At 73.8% G+C, this 20,121-nt stretch carries 18 protein-coding genes; 11 read left to right on the top strand and 7 right to left on the bottom strand.

Annotated elements, in window-relative coordinates:
* From E1291_RS13355 to E1291_RS13330, 6 genes are all read left to right on the top strand, one after another.
* Window positions 1-1,441, top strand: a 1,441-nt coding sequence (locus E1291_RS13355) for an SseB family protein (RefSeq protein WP_207400715.1), incomplete at its 5' end; no start/stop codon positions are given.
* Window positions 1,438-2,808, top strand: coding sequence for a TY-Chap domain-containing protein (locus E1291_RS13350; RefSeq protein WP_131738094.1), 1,371 nt, complete (start codon window positions 1,438-1,440; stop codon window positions 2,806-2,808). The genes E1291_RS13355 and E1291_RS13350, both read left to right, overlap by 4 nt.
* Complete coding sequence (locus tag E1291_RS13345) at window positions 2,805-3,173, top strand: UCP033725 family protein (protein ID WP_131738093.1); 369 nt, start codon at window positions 2,805-2,807, stop codon at window positions 3,171-3,173. Before E1291_RS13350 ends, E1291_RS13345 begins: the two co-directional genes overlap by 4 nt.
* Before the next feature lie 53 nt (window positions 3,174-3,226).
* Window positions 3,227-3,979, top strand: a complete 753-nt coding sequence (locus tag E1291_RS13340) for a LamB/YcsF family protein (protein ID WP_131738092.1) — start codon at window positions 3,227-3,229, stop codon at window positions 3,977-3,979.
* Window positions 3,976-4,590, top strand: a complete 615-nt coding sequence (gene pxpB / locus E1291_RS13335; RefSeq protein WP_131738091.1) for a 5-oxoprolinase subunit PxpB — start codon at window positions 3,976-3,978, stop codon at window positions 4,588-4,590. The genes E1291_RS13340 and pxpB overlap by 4 nt, the downstream gene beginning before the upstream one ends.
* Window positions 4,587-5,438: a 5-oxoprolinase subunit C family protein gene (locus tag E1291_RS13330; protein ID WP_131738090.1), complete on the top strand. Its 852-nt coding sequence runs from the start codon at window positions 4,587-4,589 to the stop codon at window positions 5,436-5,438. Before pxpB ends, E1291_RS13330 begins: the two co-directional genes overlap by 4 nt.
* Window positions 5,439-5,468: 30 nt before the next feature.
* Here the strand turns inward: E1291_RS13330 and E1291_RS13325 are convergent, their stop codons facing one another.
* The 3 genes from E1291_RS13325 to E1291_RS13315 all read right to left on the bottom strand — a co-directional run bounded on the left by E1291_RS13325 (window position 5,469) and on the right by E1291_RS13315 (window position 10,391).
* Window positions 5,469-6,608: an MFS transporter gene (locus E1291_RS13325; protein WP_131738089.1), complete on the bottom strand. Its 1,140-nt coding sequence runs from the start codon at window positions 6,606-6,608 to the stop codon at window positions 5,469-5,471.
* 105 nt (window positions 6,609-6,713) lie between these two features.
* On the bottom strand, window positions 6,714-7,799 hold the full coding sequence (locus E1291_RS13320) for a winged helix DNA-binding domain-containing protein (RefSeq protein WP_131738088.1): 1,086 nt from the start codon (window positions 7,797-7,799) through the stop codon (window positions 6,714-6,716).
* Between the two features lie 12 nt (window positions 7,800-7,811).
* Window positions 7,812-10,391, bottom strand: coding sequence for an AAA family ATPase (locus E1291_RS13315; protein WP_131738087.1), 2,580 nt, complete (start codon window positions 10,389-10,391; stop codon window positions 7,812-7,814).
* 498 nt (window positions 10,392-10,889) lie between these two features.
* On the opposite strand from E1291_RS13315, the gene E1291_RS13310 reads away from it, so the two are divergent.
* From E1291_RS13310 to E1291_RS13295, 4 genes are all read left to right on the top strand, one after another.
* Complete coding sequence (locus tag E1291_RS13310) at window positions 10,890-12,113, top strand: sensor histidine kinase (RefSeq protein WP_207400714.1); 1,224 nt, start codon at window positions 10,890-10,892, stop codon at window positions 12,111-12,113.
* A gap of 32 nt (window positions 12,114-12,145) precedes the next feature.
* Window positions 12,146-12,751, top strand: a complete 606-nt coding sequence (locus E1291_RS13305; RefSeq protein ID WP_131738086.1) for a response regulator transcription factor — start codon at window positions 12,146-12,148, stop codon at window positions 12,749-12,751.
* 110 nt (window positions 12,752-12,861) lie between these two features.
* Window positions 12,862-13,617, top strand: a complete 756-nt coding sequence (rnhB, locus tag E1291_RS13300; protein ID WP_131738095.1) for a ribonuclease HII — start codon at window positions 12,862-12,864, stop codon at window positions 13,615-13,617.
* A gap of 68 nt (window positions 13,618-13,685) precedes the next feature.
* Window positions 13,686-14,318, top strand: coding sequence for an HhH-GDP family DNA glycosylase (locus E1291_RS13295; protein WP_131738085.1), 633 nt, complete (start codon window positions 13,686-13,688; stop codon window positions 14,316-14,318).
* Between the two features lie 38 nt (window positions 14,319-14,356).
* On the opposite strand, the gene E1291_RS13290 is transcribed toward E1291_RS13295, so the two are convergent.
* The 3 genes from E1291_RS13290 to E1291_RS13280 form a co-directional block, all read right to left on the bottom strand.
* Window positions 14,357-15,019, bottom strand: a complete 663-nt coding sequence (locus E1291_RS13290; RefSeq protein WP_131738084.1) for a nitroreductase family protein — start codon at window positions 15,017-15,019, stop codon at window positions 14,357-14,359.
* A 109-nt stretch (window positions 15,020-15,128) separates the two neighbouring features.
* Complete coding sequence (locus E1291_RS43895) at window positions 15,129-16,670, bottom strand: TerD family protein (RefSeq protein WP_131738083.1); 1,542 nt, start codon at window positions 16,668-16,670, stop codon at window positions 15,129-15,131.
* A 113-nt stretch (window positions 16,671-16,783) separates the two neighbouring features.
* Window positions 16,784-17,425 (bottom strand): TetR/AcrR family transcriptional regulator, encoded by a 642-nt coding sequence (locus tag E1291_RS13280; RefSeq protein WP_131738082.1) that lies wholly within the window; start codon window positions 17,423-17,425, stop codon window positions 16,784-16,786.
* A 121-nt stretch (window positions 17,426-17,546) separates the two neighbouring features.
* Between E1291_RS13280 and E1291_RS13275 the strand changes: the two genes are divergently transcribed.
* A complete protein-coding gene (locus E1291_RS13275) occupies window positions 17,547-18,977 on the top strand; it encodes an MFS transporter (protein ID WP_131738081.1) in 1,431 nt (476 codons plus the stop codon).
* A gap of 43 nt (window positions 18,978-19,020) precedes the next feature.
* On the opposite strand, the gene lplAB is transcribed toward E1291_RS13275, so the two are convergent.
* Complete coding sequence (gene lplAB, locus E1291_RS13270) at window positions 19,021-20,070, bottom strand: lipoate-protein ligase LplAB (protein WP_131738080.1); 1,050 nt, start codon at window positions 20,068-20,070, stop codon at window positions 19,021-19,023.
* Between the last annotated feature and the right edge of the window lie 51 nt (window positions 20,071-20,121).

Below are 20,121 nucleotides of genomic sequence, written 5' to 3'. Positions count from 1 at the left end.
GTGTGCTCTTCCGATCTCCGTTCCGGGGCCCGCCGTGCCCGGCGCGCCGGTCACCGGCCCGCCGCCGGTCGGGACGCCGCCCCCGTCCGTCCCGCCTTCCGTGCCCCCCACCGCGCCCCCCACCGGGCCGCCGTCCGTACCACCGTCCGGGCCGCCTTCGATGCCGGCGGGCGGCCCGCCCGCCACGCAGGCCGACCTGCTGGAGCCCCGCCTCGCCGAGGCGAAGGAGCGCGGCGACCACACCACGTACTTCAGCCTGCTGGAGAGCGCCGATCTCGTCCTGCCCGCGACGGGCCCCGCAGTAGAGGACCCTGACCGCGCGGAGCTGCCGACCATCACCATCGGCTCCGGCATCTACGTCACCGTGTTCACCTCCCCGGGCACGCTCGCCCGCGCCGGGGACCAGCACCCCGGCCTCTACCGGCGCACCTCGTTTGCATCGCTCGCCGCGGGGTGGCCCGACCCCGAATGGCAGCTCGCCATCAACCCCGGCCTGCCGAGCGAGGTGCATCTGGACGCCTCGGCCATCGCCCGCCTGGGCGGCTCCCAGCGCGCCACTCCCGCCCCGGAGCCGGACGTGTCCAATCCCTACGGCGCGGTCGATCCCAACGCGCTATCCGGCCCCAATCCCGTCGCCGGAGGTTCTCTCCCCTCGGCGAACGGCTCCCGGGCCGCCAGCAACGGCGCGCCCTACAGCGACGACGCTCACACGGCCATCGACTCCTACACCGTGGCCGACCTCCAGGCCGCCCTGGAGTCCGGAGGTGTGACGCCCGGGCGCGGTGTTCCCATCCCGCCCGAGCCCGTTCAGCCCCAGCCGGCCGAACATGCTCCGCCCCAGGAACAGCCTCTGCCTCCGTCTCAGGCCGAGCCTCCGGGAGCGGCTCAGCCTCCGTCACAGGCCCACCCTCCTTCGCAGGCTCGGCCTCCGGCGCACGGCCGACCCGCGCAGGAGCCGCCCGCAGAGCAGCCTGGGCCGCCGGCACAGGCGCCTCCCGTGCAGGTCCCGCCTCCTGCCCAGGCGAGCCCCTCACCACAGCCACTGCCCGCGGCAGAGCCCCTGCCCATCGCGGAGCCCCCCGAGCAGGCACCGCCCGCCCAGCCTCCGTCCTCGGAACGGACTCGGCCGCCCCGGGCCCCCGAGCACGCGGGACCGTCGGGCGGGACCGCTCCGCCGGAACAGGATCCGTCTCCGGCACAGGCTCATCCGCTCGTGCCCGTGCGAGAACCGGAGGTCGCGGCGGCTCCGCTCGGCGCCCCCACCGGAGACACGACCGCCCGCGAACACACCGGCGCCATTCCTCTCCAGCCTCCGCACGGCACCCGGCTCTATCAGTCGACCGGCGACGGTGAGGAGACGCCCCTGGCCGTGTACGACGCCGTCAGCGGCGTCTGGACTCCGATCGGGACGGACACCGGCCCGGCTTCCCGGGGCGAGTGACGGAGCGTTCGGCTACCGTCGAGTACGGCAAGCCCGCCGCCCCCGGCTGTGAGAGTGAACCCGGTTTGGACTGGATCGACTTCGGCAAGCGGCTCACCCTGGAACTCTCGCGGCTGCCCGTCAAGTCCTCCCTCGTCGTCCAAGCGGCGGATGGGCCCTATGTCCAGGCCATGCGCTCCGCCGGGGTCCTCCACGCGGAGGCGGCGGGTAGCGCGTGCCTGCCCCGTCCCCTGGCACCGGCTCAGGAGCGGCGGCTCAGGGTTCTGGGCTGGGAACCGCCAGAGGACGAGCGGCACAACTGGTGGCAGCGTTACACCCACCGCGAACGCGGCCGGCGCGCCCCCGCGCAGCGTCTGGAGTCCTGCGCCCTGCTCGCGGGGCTGATGGTCGGCACGCTCCGCGACGTCTACGGTGCCGGCTCTCCGCTGGAGCTCGTGTACCGGGCGGGCCGTTCCGGGGGTGGTGCGACGCTCCTCAAACTGCCCGGCCTCGGCATCCCTCCGGCGATCCCGGAGCCGGACGCCCCGTCCGCCGCGCCGATGGGCGGGACGCGGCCGGCGCCCGCCGCCCCGTCCGTCCCTTCTGGCGCGCCCGACCCGGCTGACGTGCGCGTCGCCGGTTCGCGGCCCCGGCGCCTCGCCCCGCCGCGCGCGCCCGCCCGCCCTTCGCCACCCGGTACTTCACCCCCGGTCGAGGCTCCCTCCCTCGGCGGCCGTTACGCCGCCCCGGGCCCGCCGCAGGGCGGGCCCGGCCGATCACCCCGGCACGCGCGGCCGTCGCCGCCCGCTCAGCGGCCCGGCGGGACGGGCGACTCCCACGGGGACCCCGGACGCCCGGAAGGCCGTCCTGCGGCGCCTCAGCCGCTCGCGCGGGCGGCCGAAGCGCCGGGCCCGGCCGCCGGGGCCGGCCCGCCCCAGGATGTGATCATGCAGAAGGTGATCCAGGCCGGTCACGTCGACGACTACCTCAAGGGCGGTTACGGGCTCGTCGCCGGATTCGTCCACCGGCTGGAGGACGTGCGGAACCTGACCACGCCCGCAGCCCTGCTCAGGGCGCTCGGGCTGGTGTCCGAGGGTTCGCCGTTCACCGAGGCGGACGAGCAGGTCTTCGTGGTCCGCTGGCCCGCCGTGAAGCCGCCGCTGTTCCGGCGTCGGGAGGACGAGATGGCCGAGACGGCGCCGCCCTCCGAGGTGGAGGAGGCGCCGGGCGAGGGCGTCCCGGTTCCGGAGTTCAGGATCGAGAGCCAGCGGCTGCCGCACGGGGCGGAGCTGCGCCGGCTCGCCGGGGACGGCGGGGCGTCGCTCGTGGCCGAGTACGACGCCGATCTGCGCAGGTGGCTCGTGCGGCTGCCGGGAGGGCGGGAATGAGCATCAGGCACGGCTTCTACGCCGGGTGGCGGGGCACGGAGTACGAGGCCAGCCCGGACGGCGAGCGCGTCCGGCTGTACCTGGCGCAGGAGGCCGACGGGTTCCACCGGGTCGCGCACGACCGGTACGTCCAGGTGGTGCCGCGGTCACAGGTCGACCGGCTGGTGTACGTGAGCACGTACTGCACCTGGCAGGGCGAGCCGTTCCTGGTGCTCGGCGAGCATGAGGACTGGCTTTGGGTGGAGTACACCGGGGGCAGGGCGCCGGTGGCCGAGCGCCTCGGGCTCAAGCCGTTCGACCGGGGTGTGTATCAGGCCTGGGCTCCGCGCGGCGAGGTCGACGCCCTCAGGGAGAAAGCCGTCTGAGACGCTCCTGCCCCGCGCAGAGCGCGCGCGGCGAGCGGTGATAGTTCTTGGGAATGGCGGTCATCGACATCAACGCCGACCTGGGCGAGGGGTTCGGCATATGGGAGCTGGGCGACGACCTCGCGCTGCTCGAGGTGATCACGAGCGCGAACGTGGCGTGCGGCTTCCACGCGGGCGATCCGCTGATCATGCGGCGGGTGTGCGCCGCGGCGGTCGAGCGCGGGGTGACGATCGGCGCTCAGGTGTCCTACCGCGACCTCGCCGGTTTCGGCCGCCGGGAGATGGACGTCGCCGCCCCCGAACTGGAGGCCGAGATCCTCTACCAGCTCGCGGCCCTGGACGGCATCGCGCGCGCCGAAGGCGGACGTGTCGCCTACGTGAAACCGCATGGTGCGCTCTACAACAGGGTCGCTCGTGACCCTGTTCAAGCTCGGGCCGTGGGGGACGCGGTGCGCGCCTACGATCCGTCTCTGCCGCTGCTCACCCTGCCGGGCTCAGCCGTCCACGACGCCGCCGCCGGGTTGACCGTGGTCGCCGAATGCTTCGCCGACAGGGCGTACACGGCCTCGGGCGCGCTGGTGTCGCGCCGTGAACCCGGAGCCGTCGTCCACGACAGCGAGGTCGTCGTGGAACGGGCGGTGCGGATGGCCGTGGAAGGCACGGTCGTCGCGGTGGACGGCACGGAGGTGCCGCTCCAGGCCCGCTCCATGTGCGTGCACGGTGACACCCCGGGGGCCGTGGCGCTGGCACGGGCCGTCCGCTCCGCGCTGTCAGGCGCGGGTGTGGGGCTGGAGCCGTTCGCGTGAGGATCCTGCGGGCCGGTGACGCGGCGCTGCTCGTGGAGACCGGCGGCCTCACGGACGCCCACCGCCTGGACGCGGCGATCCGGGCGGCCCGGCTGCCGGGGGTCGTGGACGTCGTCCCGGGCGAGCGGACCGTGCTCGTGGTGACCGAGCCGTCCGCCGACCTCGACCGGCTCGCCGCCCGCCTTCCGGATCTGCCGCCGCCTCCGGGCACCGGGCCGGACGCGGAACCGGTGGAGATTCCCGTCGTGTACGACGGCGAGGACCTCGGCGAGGTGGCGGCGCTCACCGGCCTGGGGCGCGAGGAGGTCGTACGCCGCCACTGCTCCGCCTCCTACACGGTCGCCTACCTGGGCTTCTCCCCCGGTTTCGGCTACCTGACGGGGCTCGACCCCGCCCTGCGGGTACCGCGCCGCGCGTCGCCGCGCACGGCGGTCCCGGCGGGCTCGGTGGCCATCGCGGGTCCCTACGCGGCCGTCTACCCGTCGCCGTCGCCGGGCGGGTGGCGGCTGCTCGGCCGCAGCGAGCGGGTGCTGTGGGACGTCACGCGGGATCCCCCGTCCCTCCTCCGGCCGGGGACGCGCGTCCGGTTCGTGCCGGAGGCCGCCCCGTGATCGAGGTCATCCGTCCGGGCCCGCTGGCGACCGTGCAGGATCTCGGCAGGCCGGGCCACGCCCACCTCGGCGTCCCGCGCTCAGGGGCGGCCGACGAGCGCGCTCTGCGGCTGGCCAACCGGCTCGTCGGCAATCCGGAGGGCGCGGCCTGCGTGGAGTTCACGCTCGGCGGCGCAACGCTCCGTTTCGACTCGCCCGCGTGGATCGCCGTCACCGGAGCACCGGCGTTCCTGCGCGTCGACGGGCGCGGATCCGGCGCGCACGCCCCCTGCCACGTCCCCGCCGGCGCCGCGGTCGAGCTCGGCACGCCGCCGTCCGGCCTGCGCAGCTATCTCGCCGTGCGGGGCGGGCTCATGGTGGGCCGGGTGCTCGGAAGCCGCTCCACCGATGTGCTGTCCGGCCTCGGCCCCGCCGCCCTCACGTCCGGTGACCGGCTGCCCGTCGGGGGGACCGAGGGGCTGGACGACATCACCGTGGACCTCGCCCCGGCACCGCCCCTACCCGCCTCGCCCGTCCTGCGGATCCTGCCCGGACCGCGCGACGACTGGTTCGGGCCGGACGCCATCACCGCCCTCACCTCCACCCCCTACACGGTGACGCCGGAGACCAACCGGGTGGGCATCCGCTTGGACGGCGCGCCCCTGGCCCGTACCCGGGAGGGCGAACTGAGCAGCGAGGGGATGGTGACGGGCGCGGTGCAGGTCCCGCCCAGCGGGCTGCCCATCGTCTTCCTGGCCGATCACCCGACGACGGGCGGCTACCCCGTCATCGGGGTCCTCGCCTCGGCCGAGGTCCCCCGCGCCGCCCAGCTACGGCCGGGGCAGACGGTCCGTTTCCGCCTCAACTGATCGCGCCCATATCGATCGCGCTCGCGGGGGTCAGCCCGGCGGACGGTAGCGGCGGCGGGCGAGCGCGGCCGCGACGGTCAGCGGGACGGCCAGCGCCGCGGCGACGGCGAACAGGGCACCGAACCGCCCGTCCTGCGCCAGTGGCGCCCCGGCGGTGGACCCGGCGGCGCTGCCGACGAACAGCGCGGTCACGAACAGGGCGACGCCCGTCCCCCGGGCGCGCGGTGCCACGGTCGTCGCCCACGTCTGCAGGGTCGAGTGGAGGAAGGCCCAGCCGCCGCCGAGGAGGACCCCGGCGATCGCGACCGTGACGGCACGCCGGTCCAGGGCGACCAGTGAAAGGCCGGTGGTCATGAGCGCGCCGCCGATGGCCGCGAGGGTCCACGCGGGCAGGCGTGTGGACGCGGGCTTCACCACCTGCGTCAGGGCCATCACCCCGATGCCATAGGACGCGGCGACGGCACCCGCGAGGGCCTCACCGGCGCCCTCGTCCTGAAGGGCCGGGGCGACGAACGTCATCCCGCCGAGCAACAGTCCCCCTTCAAGGAATCCCAGCGCCATGACCACGAGCGCCCAGCGCTCCCGCAGCACCTCCCAAGGGCGGATGGGGACGACCTCACGGGGAGGTTCGGGAAGCCTGTGCAGCACGAGCGCGACCAGCAGCGCGCACGTCGCGGGGACGGCGAACACCACCCGCCACCCGACCAGATGCGCGACGACGCCCCCGAAGAGGGTCGCGAGCGCGGTCGCCAGCCCCATTGCGGCCATCAGGTCCGAGAGCGCGCGCTGCCTCCGCTCCACCGGCACGGTGTCGCCCAGGTAGGTCAGGGACGTCGGCACGATGGCACCGGCGAACGCACCGGTGAGCGTGCGCAACACGACGATCGCGGCCAGGGTGGGCGCGAACGCCGACGCCAGGCCCGCCGCGCCGGCCGCCAGAAGCGCGACCGTCATGACGCGCACGCGTCCGAGACGGTCCGACAGCACGCCCCAGACCGGCTGGCCGAGACCGTAGGCGACCGCGTGACCACTGGCCACCATCGTCGCGGCACCGAGCCGGGTGTGCGTGGTCGCCGCGATCGCCACCAGAAGCGGCCCGACCGCGAAACGGTCGAGGTTGCTGAGAAAGCAGGCCGCCGCGAGCGCGCGCGGCGGTCGCGGCGCGAACATGGGCCCGGTCCGGTCGGTCCGGCCAGTCGTGCTCGGGCCAGTGGTGATCGGATCGGGTGCGGTCGGCTCTATGGTCGGCATGGCCTCTTGGGGTTCTGTGTCCGGTCAGGCCAGCAGCGGCTGCACGCGTGCGATCGCGGCCTTGAGCGGACCGGTGGGGACGTCCTCGAACGCGGTCACGGTCACGTCCTCACCGGTGGGCTCCCACACGCCCGCGACACGGCCTTCGTACAGGACGACCGGGGAGATCCAGCCGCCGGTACGGCTCACCTTGCCGCGATGCTCGGGCGAGACCAGATAGGCCGCGCTGGTACCCGCCCCGAGGACGTACTGGTCGAACCCTCCCAGCAACCGCACAGACGTGCTGGGCTCGGTGTCGAGCAGCTCGTCCTTGTGCTCGTCCAAGACGTGCATGTGGACGCCTTCCACCTCGATGGTGGTCAAGCCGTCCTCTGCTGCGGCGAACCACTCCTTGAGGTCCTTCTTCCGGTTCCCCTTGCGCATCAGCCAGGTGTCGAACATGTCAGGCGTGGCGGGACCATGCGCGCCGAGGTAGGCGTGCACAACCGTCCGTGCGGCCTCCTCCACCGGAGGGAGGCCCGTCCAACCGGGCAGCCATCGCTCCGGGGCGGCGAAGGTGACGAGGTTGCCCCGCGATGGGCCATGGCAGAGCACGCCCCACCAGGCGAGCGGTTTGAGGAGGGTTCCCCAACCGGAGCCGAGGACCTCGGCGAGGTGCCGTGATCCCGTCTCCTCCACCACGGCGGCGGTCAGCTCCTCGCGTGTCAGCGTCCGGCCGTCCGCCAGGGCGTCCCTGGCCGACGCGGCGATCGCCTCCAGGTCGGCGGGAGTGGCCCCGAACGTCCTCTGCCAGCTGCCCTTCTCCCAGTTGCGGATCGCCGAGCACAGGACGAGATAGGCGGCGGCCTCGTCCGCGGGGAGCAGATGGAGGGTTCCGCGCATGGCCCACGTCTTGACGAGCGCGCGTTCCTCCAGCAGAGCCCGGGAAACCGCACCGGCCTCGGAAGCCTCCTGCCGCACGGCGACGGCGAACTCGGCCGCGGAGGCGACCTGCGCCTGCACGCCGGCGAGTCGCCGCGCGACCTGCACGGCCGTCGCGTTCCCGGGCCGCTCGACGAACTGCCGCCGCATCCGCCAGGCGAGAACCTGAGGCCATGTCACCGAGGTCATGCGGCGATTACATCAGGCGAGGCGGTGGGTGAGCTCCGCGAAGGCGTCCCGGACATCGGCCGTGGTGAGCAGCGTCAGGTCGTCCGCCGTGGCCGCGGACCCCAGCCCGGCGGCGCGCAGGGCACGGCAGGCGCACGCCTTCTCGTAGAGGGAGCGGGCGAAGCGCCCGTTGCCGAGTTCGTCGATCCGGCCCGTCCCGCAGGCGCGCTGGAACACCAGGGCCAGATCGTCCAGTGCGCTCTCCTCCCACCGGTCACCGCCCTGCTCGGCGATGACCTGCGCTATGCGCAGGAGCTCGTCCGGGCCGTACGACGGGAAGTCCACGCGCAGGTCGAAGCGCGAGGAGAGCCCCGGGTTGGACGCCAGGAACCGGTCCATGTCCGCCTCGTACCCGGCGAGCACGACGACGAGGCGGTCGCGGTCGTCCTCGGCGCGCTTGAGGAGCGTCTGCACGGCCTCCGCGCCGAACGCGTCGCCGCCCGAGTAGCCCGGGTTGTTCAGCGCGTACGCCTCGTCCACGAACAGGACGCCGCCGAGCGCGGAGTCGATCACCTTGTTGGTCTTCAGCGCCGTCGCGCCGAGATGCTCCCCGACCAGGTCGGCGCGCTGGGCCTCGACCACCTCGGGGCGGGTGAGCAGGCCGAACGCGGCGAAGATCCGGCCGAGCACCCGCGCGACGGTGGTCTTGCCCGTCCCGGGCGGGCCGGTGAAGACGAAGTGCCGCGTGGGCGGCCGGGTGACGAGCCCCTGCTCGCGGCGCATGCGGGCGACCTGCAGCTGGGCGGCGATCTCGCGGATCTGCCGTTTCACCGGCTCCAGCCCGATCATCGCGTCCAGCGAGCCGAGGGCCTCGTCCAGCGTCGGGGTCTCGGCGTAGCCGCGGTAGCGCTCGGTGACCTCCGCGAAGGCGGTATCGATGTCCTCCGCCCGCAGGGTCACCAAGTCGTCGGCGGTGGGACGCGCCGGATCACCGGGCGAGGAGACGGCCTCCACCACGCGGACGTCCCGCGCGCGCGCCGCGGCCTCGGTCAGCGTCCGGACGAACCGCCCGTTGCCCAGCTCGTCGATGATGCCGCGCCGCTCGATGTCCTCGAAGCAGTCCGCGAGCCTGCGCCGCGCCTCCTCGTCGAGCCGGTCCTCGCGCAGCCCCGTGTGGTAGTCGGCGATCTGCAGAAGCTCGGCGGGCCGGTAGGACGGGAAGTGCACGCGGGTGCCGAACCGCGAGGCCAGCCCGGGGTTGGAGTCGAGCAGCTCCTCCATTTGCGCGTCGTACCCGGCGAGGATGATGACCAGGTTGTCGCGGTCGTCCTCGGCGCGCTTGAGGAGCGTCTGCACCGCCTCGTCACCGAACCGGTCGGGCTGCCCCTCGGCGGAGTTGACCAGGCCGTACGCCTCGTCGATGAACAGCAGCCCGCCCAGCGCGGAGTCGATGAGCCGGTTGGTCTTGATGGCGGTGGCGCCCAGGAACTCCCCCACCAGGTCGGCGCGCTGGGCCTCGACGACGGCCGGCTCCGGGAGCAGCCCGAACGCGTAGAAGATCTTGGCCAGGACGCGGGCGACGGTGGTCTTGCCGGTACCGGACGGCCCCACGAAGACGAAGTGCCGCATCGGCTTCTCGGTCGGGACCCCGGCCGCGGCGCGCAGATGCGCCGCCTCGATGGACGCGGCGATGGACCGGACCTGCCGCTTGACCGGCTCCAGGCCGATCATCGCCTCCAGCTCGGCGAGCGCCTCGGCCACGGAGATGCCGGGCGCGTCGTCGGCGCGGGCGTCCCGGGACGGCGCGGGCTCGGGGATCTGCGGCGCGTCGGCGGCCTGCGCCGCGGCGCGCTGGTCGTAGGCGGCCTGGGTCGCGGCGGGCACTCCGGCCGCGTCCCCGTCCTGTCCCGCGGACCCTCCGGGCGCGCCCCCGCCGGAGCCTCCGCCGCCCCGGCGGTCGGGGCGGTCGCGCCTGTCGTTCAGGTTCTTGCGGAGTGAGACCTCGCCCTTCGGACCGGCCTGCTCCTGGACCCAGCCGGTGTCGTACGCCTCGGCGGGCACCGACCGCCTCGCCTGGTCCCAGCGGTACGCCAGGACGGCCAGAGCCGTGGCCCAGCCGGGGGCCACGCTCGCCTCGGGGAGCGGGTTCGCGGCGGCGGCCGTCACCACGCCGGCCCCGCCCAGCGCCAGCACCGCCGTGCGCCAGGGCGCGTACCCGCGCAGGCGGAAGGCGACGAAGGCCACCGGCAGGGCGAGCATCGCCAGCAGCAGCGCGGGGCTCACGTACGACGGGTATCCGTCGTCCGGGTAGAGCCTGCCCAGAGGTATCGACAGCACCAGCCACGCCATGACCACGGCGATGACCGCCATGCCCGTGGGAGAGCGCAGGGTCAGGTGGACGACGATGAGCAGGATCGCCGTGAACGCCACCGCGCCGAGGACGGGACCGTTCACCACGACGGTGGCCGCCCCTCCGAGGGCGACCAGCAGCAGCCCGCCGAGGAAACGCAGCCCGGGCGGGATCTGGAAGTAGCGCCAGCGCAGGCGCTCGAAGAGATCCCGTGCCGCGGCGCCCTTCGCCGGGCGGGAGCGGGACCTGTCGAACGAAGACATCAAATCCGAGTAAAGCGCAGGACCCGCCGGAACGGGACTCCTCACACGCGGTTCGTTCGGTCCTGCTGATCCCGTCTGGGAAGATCCACCGCACTGCGGACCACACGGACCAGGACATTTGTACTGTCCGAGGCGGGGTTTCCGGCTCTGCAAGAGGGACCAGCCGAATCCATAACGTCGGTGCCATGCGAACGGAGACGAGACGAACGCGCGGTGCGGCCATGCTCGGCGGAGTGGCCGAACGCCACGGAACCGTGCAGGCCGTGGACGGAATCGATCCGCGCCTCGCCCGGCCCGCCTCGGCCGCACCGAACGGCGCGGACGAGCCCACACTCCTAGCGATGCCGCTCGGTCTCCTACTGGACTCCGTTACACCGGAGGGCATGTGCAGGCAGCCGGAAGTGGCCGTCCGGGAAGTGCACGGCCACCACCGCTCGGCCCGTTCGGCGTGAACGAGGCATCCGCATACCGTGTCCCCGTGAGCGAGGAGAGCGGCAGGTGAACGTCCTCAAGGGACCCGCGAGTAAACGGGTCCCCGACCTGGACCTTGAGCGGATGGACGGGCAGGGACCGGGCGAGCGTCCGTTCCTCTTCTGGCTCGTCCTCCTCATATGGCCGATCTTGGACCTGGTCCACGGGGGCACCCGGCCGCTTTGGCTCGGGGTCATCGCGGTCCTCGCGTTCGCCGTCGTGTACGTCGCCGTCATCCGGACCGCCTTCGACGGGAGCGTGCCGCTGCGCGTGCCGGCAGGGCTCCTCATCGTCGGAGCGGGCGCGGCCTCCGCCGCCTGTCTCGGTTTCGGCAGCCCCTGGTACGCGCTGTTCCCGCTGCTCGGCATCGCCACCGGCGTCGTGGCCGGGCACGCTCCCCGGAACGGCAAGGGACCGGACCTGCCGATACTGGTGGGAATCGGAGGGGTCTCCCTCCTGTGCGCCCTGGTCATCTGGGGCGGCGGGAACGGCGCCGGCGTCCTGCCCGCCTGGTACGGGACGGTCACCGCCGGAATGGTGACCGCGGTCATCCTCCGGCTGGTCGCCGTCATCGGCCTGTTGCGCGCCGCCCGGGAGGAGCTGGCCGAGGCCGCCGTCGCGCGGGAACGGCTGCGCTTCTCCCGCGACCTGCACGACCTGCTGGGCCACACCCTGTCGCTCATGGTCGTGAAGGCCCAGGCCGTCCGGCGCCTCACCGAACGCGACCCGGCGCTGGCCGCCGCGCAGGCCGCCGACATCGAGGCGGTGGGACGGCAGGCGCTGGGAGAGGTGCGCGAAGCCGTCAGCGGATACCGCGGCCGCGGCCTGTCGGACGAGCTGGACGCGGCGCGCACGGCCCTGGCCGACGCTGACGTGGTGGCCGCGGTCCGGCGCGCCGGACCGGCGCTTCCCCCCGAAGCGGAGGCGCTGCTCGGCTGGGCCGTGCGCGAAGGCGTCACGAACGTCATCCGGCACAGCGGCGCCCGCCACTGCGAGATCACCGTCCTGAACGACGGCGACCGCGCCGTGCTGGAGATCCGGGATGACGGCGGGGGTCTCGCGCCCGGCTCCCCCTTGCCGGACGACCCCGGCGGAAACGGCTCGCACGCCCTCTCCGCCGGGTCCGGAGGCCACGGTCTGCGCGGGCTCACCGAACGGATGGGGGCCGTCGCGGGAACCGTCGAGGCAGGGACCGCACCGGGCGGCGGTTTCCTGCTCACGGTGATCGTCCCCGTCCTCAGGGCCCCGTGATCATCGAGGAGAATGGGGCGGGGAGGAAGCACGTGATCAGAGTTCTGCTCGCCGAGGACCAGGGCATGATGCGGAGCGCGCTCGCCCTGCTGCTCGGCCTGGAGGACGACCTGGAGGTCGTCGCGCAGGTCGCCGACGGAGCCGGGGTCCTCGCCGAGGCGCTGCGGACCCGGCCCGACATCGCCGTCCTCGACATCGAGATGCCCGGCCGAAGCGGCCTGGACGTGGCCGCCGACCTGCGCCGCGAGCTGCCCGCCTGCAAGGTGCTCATCGTCACGACCTTCGGGCGCCCCGGCTACCTGCGCCGCGCCATGGAGGCGGGCGCCGGCGGCTTCCTGGTCAAGGACGGCCCGATCGAGGACCTGGTCGCGGCGTTGCGCCGCGTCCTCGCGGGCGAGCGGGTCGTCGACCCCGCGCTGGCTGCCGCCGCACTGTCGGTGGGCCCGAACCCGCTGACCGAGCGCGAACGCGACGTGCTGGTCGCGGCGGCCGACGGCGCGACCGTCGCCGACATCGCCGGGCGCCTGCACCTGTCGGAGAGCACCGTCCGCAACTACCTGTCTGCGGCGATCGGCAAGACCGGCGCGCGCAACCGCATCGAGGCCGTCGGCACGGCGCGCCACAACGGCTGGCTCTGATCCCGGGCGTGCTGGGCGGCGAGCCCCTACGATCGAGGCGCCGCGCCCTGACGGGGCGCCGAGCGGGGAACACGTCCAGAGGAGCCTTCTTGTCCGACGCGAGCGGTGCACTGCCCGGCCTAGACCCGGCCACCACTCCCCAGGAGGGCGCACCGCGCGTCGCCGGTTACGAGATCGAGGACGAGTTGCGGACCGCGCTCCCCGGCGGCCGTGATGTCAGGATCGCCGGAGTGGACGAGGTGGGCCGCGGAGCTTGGGCAGGCCCCGTCGTCGTGTGCGCGGCCGTGACCGATTTGAGCCCGCCGCCCGTCCTCCCAGGGCGCGGTAAGAGAACGATCGGGCTGACCGACTCCAAGCTCCTTACCCAGGCGCACCGGGAGTCTTTCGCCGAGCTCCTGCCGGCCTGGCTCGACGCGCACGCCATCGGCGCGTCCACTCCGGAGGAGATCGACGAGGTCGGCATGACCGAGGCCCTGCGGCGCGCCGCCGTCCGCGCCCTCAAGGCCCTGCCCTTCGCGCCCGACGTCGTGCTCCTGGACGGCAAGCACGACTTCCTGCGCAGCCCCTGGCGGGTGCGCTGCGAGGTCAAGGCCGACCAGCGCTCGGTGACGGTCGCCGCCGCCTCGGTACTGGCCAAGGTCCACCGGGACCGCCTGATGGCGGACCTGGACACGGAATTCCCCGGATACGGCTTCGCCGACAGCGCCGGATACCCATCACCCGTCCACCAGCGTGCGCTGGAGGAGTCGGGCCCCACCCCTCATCACAGGTTGTCCTGGTCCTACCTGGACGATCTGCCTCGCTGGCGGCACCTGAAGCGGCACCGCGACCCCCTCGCCGGTGAGGGCCAGCTCAGCCTCCTCTAGCACTCCACCGTGCCCGTGCGTCATCTCCACGTTCAGGGGTAGAGCCGCGTTCAACGGAGGTGCACATCATGGATGCTGTCGTGAGGAAGCTGCTGCAAGAGTCCGGTGAGACGTTCGCCGAGGAGGCGGGGGTGCCTCTGAAGGACCAGCCCGCCGCGCTTTTCAAGTTGCTGGTCGTGGCCAACCTGCTCAGCGCCCGCATCTCCTCCGGCATCGCCCTCGCCGCGGCGCGGGAGCTGTTCGACGCGGGCGGCGGCACCGCGCGGGGCATGGCCAAGCTGACCTGGCAGCAGCGCGTGGACGCGCTCGGACGCGGCCACTACGTCCGCTATGACGAGAGCACCGCGACCCGCCTCGGCGAGACCGCCCACGCCGTCCTGGACAAGTACGACGGCGACCTGCGCAAGCTCGCCATCGAGGCGGGCCGCGACCCGCGGAAGGCGGCCCGCCTGCTCAGGGAGTTCCCCGGCATCGGCCCCACCGGCGTGGACATCTTCTGCCGTGAGGTCCAGGCCATGTGGCCCTGGCTGCGCCCCTACGTCGACTCCCAGGTGAAGAAGGGCGCCGAGCGGGTCGGCCTGCCCAGCGACCCGGAGGAACTGGCCTCGAAGGTGCCGGACAAGGACCTGGCCCGGCTGACCGCCGCCCTGGTCAGGGTGAGCCGGGACAAGAGGCTCGCGGACACCGTCAAGGCCGCCTGACCGGCCGCCCGGCCCTCGTCGCCGGACGGCCGGGGACGTCACATCCGGACGATGACCTCGTCCACCGCCTTGCGGGTGATGTCGGGCACCATCGCGTCGTCGGCCGGGTAGCCGACCGGGATCACGACGTACGCGCGCTCCTCCTGCGGCCGCTCGCACACCTCGTTCAGGAAGCGCATGGGGCTGGGCGTGTGGGTCAGGGTCGCGAGACCCGCCTGGTGGAGCCCCGCCAGGAGGAACCCGACGGCGATGCCGACCGATTCCTTTACGTAGTACGGTCGCGGCGTCTCCGGTCCCTTGTGCACCTCGAAGACGATGATGACCGCCGGCGCGTCCTCCAAAAACGGCTTGCGCCAGTCCGTGCCCAGGGGCGCCAGCGCCTCCAGCCACTCCTGCGACGCGCGCCGCTCGTAGAACTCCCGCTCCTCCTGCTCCGCCGCCGCCCGCAGCCGCCGCTTGCGCTCCGGGTCGGTGACGACCACGAACCGCCACGGCTGCAGGTTCGCGCCGCTCGGCGCGGTCGCCGCGGCGCGGACCGCGTGGTCGATGACCTCCCGCGGCACGGGCCGCGGCGAGAAGTCGCGCACGGTGCGGCGCGACGTCATCGTGTCGGCGAACGCCTGCGCCCGCTGGACCGCCTGGTCGCCCGGCACGTCGAAACGGGGCGCGGGGACGACCGGGTACTGCCGCTGTGTGCTCATGCACCCGTTCCTATCCCGCCGCACCGCGCCCCGACAACCGGCGAGATCGGCCGAGGTTCCGCCGCCCCCGGGACGCCGGGGGCGGCGGAGGGCCCGCGCTCCGGCGCGCTCAGTCCTTGCCGCGGGAGGCGACCCAGTCCAGGTTCCAGCCGTACGCCTGGTCGACCGTCATCTTCCCCCAGCGCGGGCGTCCCGGCGGCGGCGGGACGTAACGGCCCTCGCGCCGCACGACGAGCTCGCCGCCGACGTTCTCGATGAGCGCGAGCACCGCGTCCCGGGAGTTGTCCACGCAGTCGTCCATGCGCATCTCGATCGGCGGCGAGCCCACCGGGAACAGCGTGGCGATCGCGTCCAGCCCGCGGAAGTCGTCGGCGCCGTCGTAGATCTCGGCGAACACCAGGATCCGCTTGAACTCGGCCGTGTGGTCCAGGTTGATGTTGAGGTTCTCCCCGGCCTCCACCGCGCCGGTGCGGTCGTCCTTGTCGAGCTTGATGTAGGGGGCGCGCTCCAGGGCACCCATGTCGCCCAGCGCGTGGATGATGCCCTTACGGCCGTCCTGCAGCTCCCAGAGGCAGCACAGGTCGAGGTCCAGGTCGACGCCGCGGCGGCGCTTGCCGAGACGCCCCTTGGCGACCCCCTCCCGCGCCGTCCAGTTGAGGTTGACGCGCATGTGGCCCGAGGTCGCGCCGTGCTTGGTGAGCGACACCGAGGGCGCGTTCTTCGTGAGGGAGATCTTGCCGCCCTGCGGCTGCTGCGGCTGCTGCGGCTGCTGCGGCTGCTGCGGCTGCTGCGGCTGCTGCGGCTGCGGCGCCTGCGGCGCCTGGCCGTGGCCCGGTGCGGGCGGAGGCGCGTACTGACCCGGCGGAGGCGGCGGAGCGAACTGACCGCCGGGGGGCGGGGGCGCGTACTGACCGGGCGGCGGCGGAGGAGGCGGGGACGTGTACTGGCCGGGCGGCGGAGGCGGAGGGTACTGGCCGGGGGCCGGAGGCGGCGCGTACTGGCCGGGCGGGGGCGGGGTGTACTGGCCTCCCGGAGGCGGCGGAACGTACTGCTCCTGCGGGGGCGGCGCGTACTGACCGGCCGGAGGCTGCGGCGGCGCCGGAGGCGGCGGCGCGGTCTCCTGACCCGGATCGTCGACGGAGATGCCGAAGTCGGTCGCCAGGCCGGCGAGCCCGGAGTCGTACCCCTGACCGACCGCGCGGAACTTCCAGGCTCCCTGGCGCCGGTACAGCTCGCCCAGCACGAACGCGGTCTCGGTGGCGGCGCCCTGGCTGTCGAACCGCGCGACCTCCGCGCCGCCCGCCGCGTCCACCACCCGCACGTAGAGGCCCTGGAACTGGCCGAACGTCCCCCCGTCGGAGGACGCCGCGATCACGATCTTCTCGATGCCGGGTTCCACGCGGTCAAGGTCGACCGCCAGCACGTCCAGGACGGTCGGCCCCTGCCGCTTGCCCTCGTGCCGGACGGCCCCGGAAACGTGCGCGGGCTGGTTGTAGAAGACGAAGTCGTCGTCCGACCGCACACGCCCCGTCTCGGCGAGCAGGAGCGCGGACGCGTCCGCGTCGGGCACGCCCGGACCGCCCTGCCAGCCCAGTTCGACCCGGACCGAGGGAACCGGCACCGCCGTGTTGGCGCCCTTCTGCATCGACATGAACGCTCCTCATCATCGGCCGACGTCACCAACCTACGGGCAGGCGGCCGGCCCCGCGACCTGCCACGAGGGGAGGACGGACGGAGCCGTCCGGTAGTTCCGCGGGGCCCGCGTCAGCCCGTGAGGACCGCGGCGGTCGGCGGAGAGCCGGGCAGGGGGGCGGGCTCGGGGGTGCGGAGGCCGTCCAGGATCACCCGGAGGTTGCGGTCCCACTGCAGCTCACCGGCCCGAAGCCCCACCGTGTGACCTCCCGTGGACACCGAGACGAGCAGGAAGGCCACGTCCTCCCAGGTGATGTCGGCGCGCATGAGCCCGGCGTCCTGGGCGCGCCCGACGAGCATGCTCATGCGGTCGCGCAGTTCGGCGCGGGCGTGGTCGAGCGTGCCGCCGAGCGCGTGGTTGAGGTCGCACAGCTCGTTGCGCAGCCGGATGTAGGACGAGGCGAACGCGCTGAAGCCCTCCCAGGGATCGGGGTGGGCCAGCCCCTCGTCGGCTCGCACGATGATCTCGCCGAGCACCTCCGCGAGCACCGCCTCGAGCAGCAGCTCCAGCGTGCTCACGCGCCGGTAGAACGTGCCGACGCCGACCCCGGCCCGGCGGGCGATCTCGTGGGCGGTGATCTCGCCGCCGCCCTCGGCCGCCACCTCGCGGGCCGCCCGGACCAGGCGTTCCACGTTGCGCCTGGCGTCGGCGCGCGGCCGGCGGCCCGACCCGTCCTCCAGCAGCAGGTCGACGGCGCTCGGTGCGGTGCTCATGAGGCCATCCTAACGATAAGCGGACGCTTGCCTTCCGGATCAAGTGGACGCGACGCGTCCGCTTCGGCTAGCGTGAGGCTCAAGCGGACGGCAGTCGTCCGGTTATCGGCGAGGAGAGCTCATGGGTTCGGGCACGGCGGACCGCGGTTCACCCGGGATGAAGATCACGGCGCTGGCCGCCGGTTTCGTGATGGCGAGCGTCGACGCCACCGTCATGCAGATCGCCGGCGCGACCGTCCAGCGGCGCCTGCACGGCACGCTCAGCCAGCTCACCTGGGCGGTCGACGGCTACGTCCTGATGTTCGCGGCGCTGCTGATGCTGGCCGGCGGTCTCGCCGGGCGGGCCGGGGCGCGGACCGTCTACCAGTGGGGAATGGCGGTGTTCTTCCTCGCCTCGCTGGCCAGTGCGCTCGCCCCCACCATCGAGACGCTGATCGCCGCCCGCCTCGCCCAGGGCGTGGGGGCCGCCCTGTTCATGCCCAGCTCGCTGGCACTGCTCGTCCACGCCTTCCCCGACTCCCGGGACCGGACCCGCGCCGTCGGGCTGTGGTCGGCGGTCGTGTCCTCGGCCATCGCGCTCGGCCCGACGGTCGGCGGCGTCATGGTGGACGCGTTCGGCTGGCGCTCCATCTTCCTGATCAATCTCCCGCTGGGCCTGGCGGGCATGGCCCTGACCCGGCGGTACATCGCGGCCGTCCCGGGCCGCCGGGCGCCGCTCGCCGTCTCCGGGCACGCCGCGCTGGTGCTCGGCCTGGCCGCCCTGAGCTTCGCCCTGATCGAGGGCCCGCACCGCGGCTGGGGTTCCGGGCCCGTCCTCGTCTCGATCGCGCTCGCGCTGGCGGTCGCGGCGCTCCTCCCCTTCCGGGAACGCCGCGCCCGGACGACCGTCATGCCCTGGGGACTGTTCCGCGAGCCCCGCTTCGCCGGGGCCAACGCCATCGGCTTCCTCTTCAACGGCGCCCTCTACGGGACGCTCTTCCTGGTCGGCCTGTACTTCCAGAGGGCCGGCGGGGCCGGGCCGCTCCGGGCGGGCCTGCAGATCCTTCCGCTGACGCTCTTCATCCCGCTGAGCAACATCGTCTTCACCCGGCTGTCCGCGCGCGTCGCCAACGGCCCGCTGCTGGTCACGGCGCTGCTGGCCGCCGCCGCGGCGGCTCCGGCGCTGGCCTTCGCGGCGCCCGGCGGCGCGTACTGGCCCACCGCCGTCCTCCTGGCCGCCAGCGGCATCGCGGGCGGGATCACCTCGCCGGCGATGACGGCGGCGCTGGTCGACTCCGCGGGCCCCCGCCACGGCGACGTCGCGGGGTCGGTCCTCAACGCCAACCGCCAGATCGGCACCCTGGTCGGCATCGCGGTCGTCGGCGCCGTCCTGGGCGGAATCCACGACTGGACGATCGGCGTCCGCGTCGCCTTCCTCCTGATCGGCGCCGCCTACCTCGCCGGGGCCCTGGCCGCCTGGCGGCTCATCTCCCGCCCCGAACGCGCCGCACCCGCCCCGTCCACGCCGCACCCGGCCACCCGGGAAGACGTGAAGAACCCGGCCCGGCCATGAAGCCCGCACGCGGCGATCTCCTCGCGGACCGCTCCCGCCGTCCTCAGGGCACTCGGGCGATCCACTCCGGGGTGGTGAACTTGTCGGCGACGTACTTCTCGGCCAGCCGCAGCTCGTCCTCGCCCAGCCGGTCGCCCACCAGCCCGTACCGGGCCCGGAAGTGCCCGATCATGCGGTCGATGATCTCCTCGCGGGCCAGGCCCGTCTGGCGGCGCAGGGGATCGACCCGCTTGGCCGCGCTGGCGATCCCCTTGTCGGACAGCTTCTCCCGGCCGATCCGCAGCACCCGCAGCATCTTCCCGGCGTCGATGTCGTACGACATCGTGACGTGGTGCAGGACCGCGCCCGCCGCCAGCCGCTTCTGCGCCGCCCCCGCGATCTTGCCCTCGTCGGAGGCGATGTCGTTCAGCGGCCGGTACCAGGCCCTGATCCCCAGCTCGCCGAGCGCGCCCAGCACCCAGTCGTCGAGGAACGCGTAGCTCTCGGCGAACGACATGCCCGCCACCAGCGTCTCCGGCGAGTACAGGGAGTAGGTGATCGTGTTGCCCGGCTCGACGAACATCGCGCCGCCGCCGCTGATACGGCGCACCACGTCCGCCCCGTACCGCGCGGCCTCCTCCGCGTCGACCTCGTTGCGCAGGGACTGGAAGCTGCCGATGACGACGGCGGGCGACGCCCACTCCCATACCCGCAGCGTCGGCGGCCGCCGCCCCGCGCCGACCTCCTCGGCGAGCACCTGGTCGAGCGCCATGTGCAGCGCCGGGGCCTGCGGCGGCTCATGGATCAGCCGCCAGTCGTGGTCGCGCCAGTCCGACGCCCGCGCGACGGCCCGCCGCACCGCGATCCCGACGGCCTCCGCGGTGATCCCGAGCATCACGGTCTCGCGCGGCAGTCCCGCCTGGACGCGCGCCCCGAACTCGGCGGCGTCGAGCGCGGCGGGCAGCCCGTCCAGGAGAGCGTTGATGGACTCCAGCGCCTCGTCCGGCTCCATGAAGAAGTCACCGCTGATCCGCGGCCCGCTCAGCAGGCCGTCCACCACGTCGACGTCCGCGACGACGAGCTTGCCGCCCGGCACCTTGTACTCACCGTGCATCACCTCCATGCCAACCCGGCGGCCCCTCGACCGATTCCGCACGCTCCGCCC

The organism is Actinomadura roseirufa (genome assembly GCF_900659635.1).
Lineage (GTDB): Bacteria > Actinomycetota > Actinomycetes > Streptosporangiales > Streptosporangiaceae > Spirillospora > Spirillospora roseirufa.
The sequence above is the reverse complement of the archived record's forward strand: the minus strand, read 5'-3'. Positions and strand labels throughout refer to the sequence as shown.

What these genes read in the sequence shown, in the direction of transcription:
- E1291_RS13345 (WP_131738093.1), top strand. Translation starts at nt 2,805, where the DNA reads ATGAGCATCAGGCACGGCTTCTACGCCGGGTGGCGGGGCACGGAGTAC.
- E1291_RS13340 (WP_131738092.1), top strand. Translation starts at nt 3,227, where the DNA reads ATGGCGGTCATCGACATCAACGCCGACCTGGGCGAGGGGTTCGGCATA.
- E1291_RS13325 (WP_131738089.1), bottom strand. Translation starts at nt 6,608, where the DNA reads ATGTTCGCGCCGCGACCGCCGCGCGCGCTCGCGGCGGCCTGCTTTCTC.
- E1291_RS13320 (WP_131738088.1), bottom strand. Translation starts at nt 7,799, where the DNA reads ATGACCTCGGTGACATGGCCTCAGGTTCTCGCCTGGCGGATGCGGCGG.
- E1291_RS13315 (WP_131738087.1), bottom strand. Translation starts at nt 10,391, where the DNA reads ATGTCTTCGTTCGACAGGTCCCGCTCCCGCCCGGCGAAGGGCGCCGCG.
- E1291_RS13295 (WP_131738085.1), top strand. Translation starts at nt 13,686, where the DNA reads ATGGATGCTGTCGTGAGGAAGCTGCTGCAAGAGTCCGGTGAGACGTTC.
- E1291_RS13290 (WP_131738084.1), bottom strand. Translation starts at nt 15,019, where the DNA reads ATGAGCACACAGCGGCAGTACCCGGTCGTCCCCGCGCCCCGTTTCGAC.
- E1291_RS43895 (WP_131738083.1), bottom strand. Translation starts at nt 16,670, where the DNA reads ATGTCGATGCAGAAGGGCGCCAACACGGCGGTGCCGGTTCCCTCGGTC.
- E1291_RS13280 (WP_131738082.1), bottom strand. Translation starts at nt 17,425, where the DNA reads ATGAGCACCGCACCGAGCGCCGTCGACCTGCTGCTGGAGGACGGGTCG.
- E1291_RS13275 (WP_131738081.1), top strand. Translation starts at nt 17,547, where the DNA reads ATGGGTTCGGGCACGGCGGACCGCGGTTCACCCGGGATGAAGATCACG.
- lplAB (WP_131738080.1), bottom strand. Translation starts at nt 20,070, where the DNA reads ATGCACGGTGAGTACAAGGTGCCGGGCGGCAAGCTCGTCGTCGCGGAC.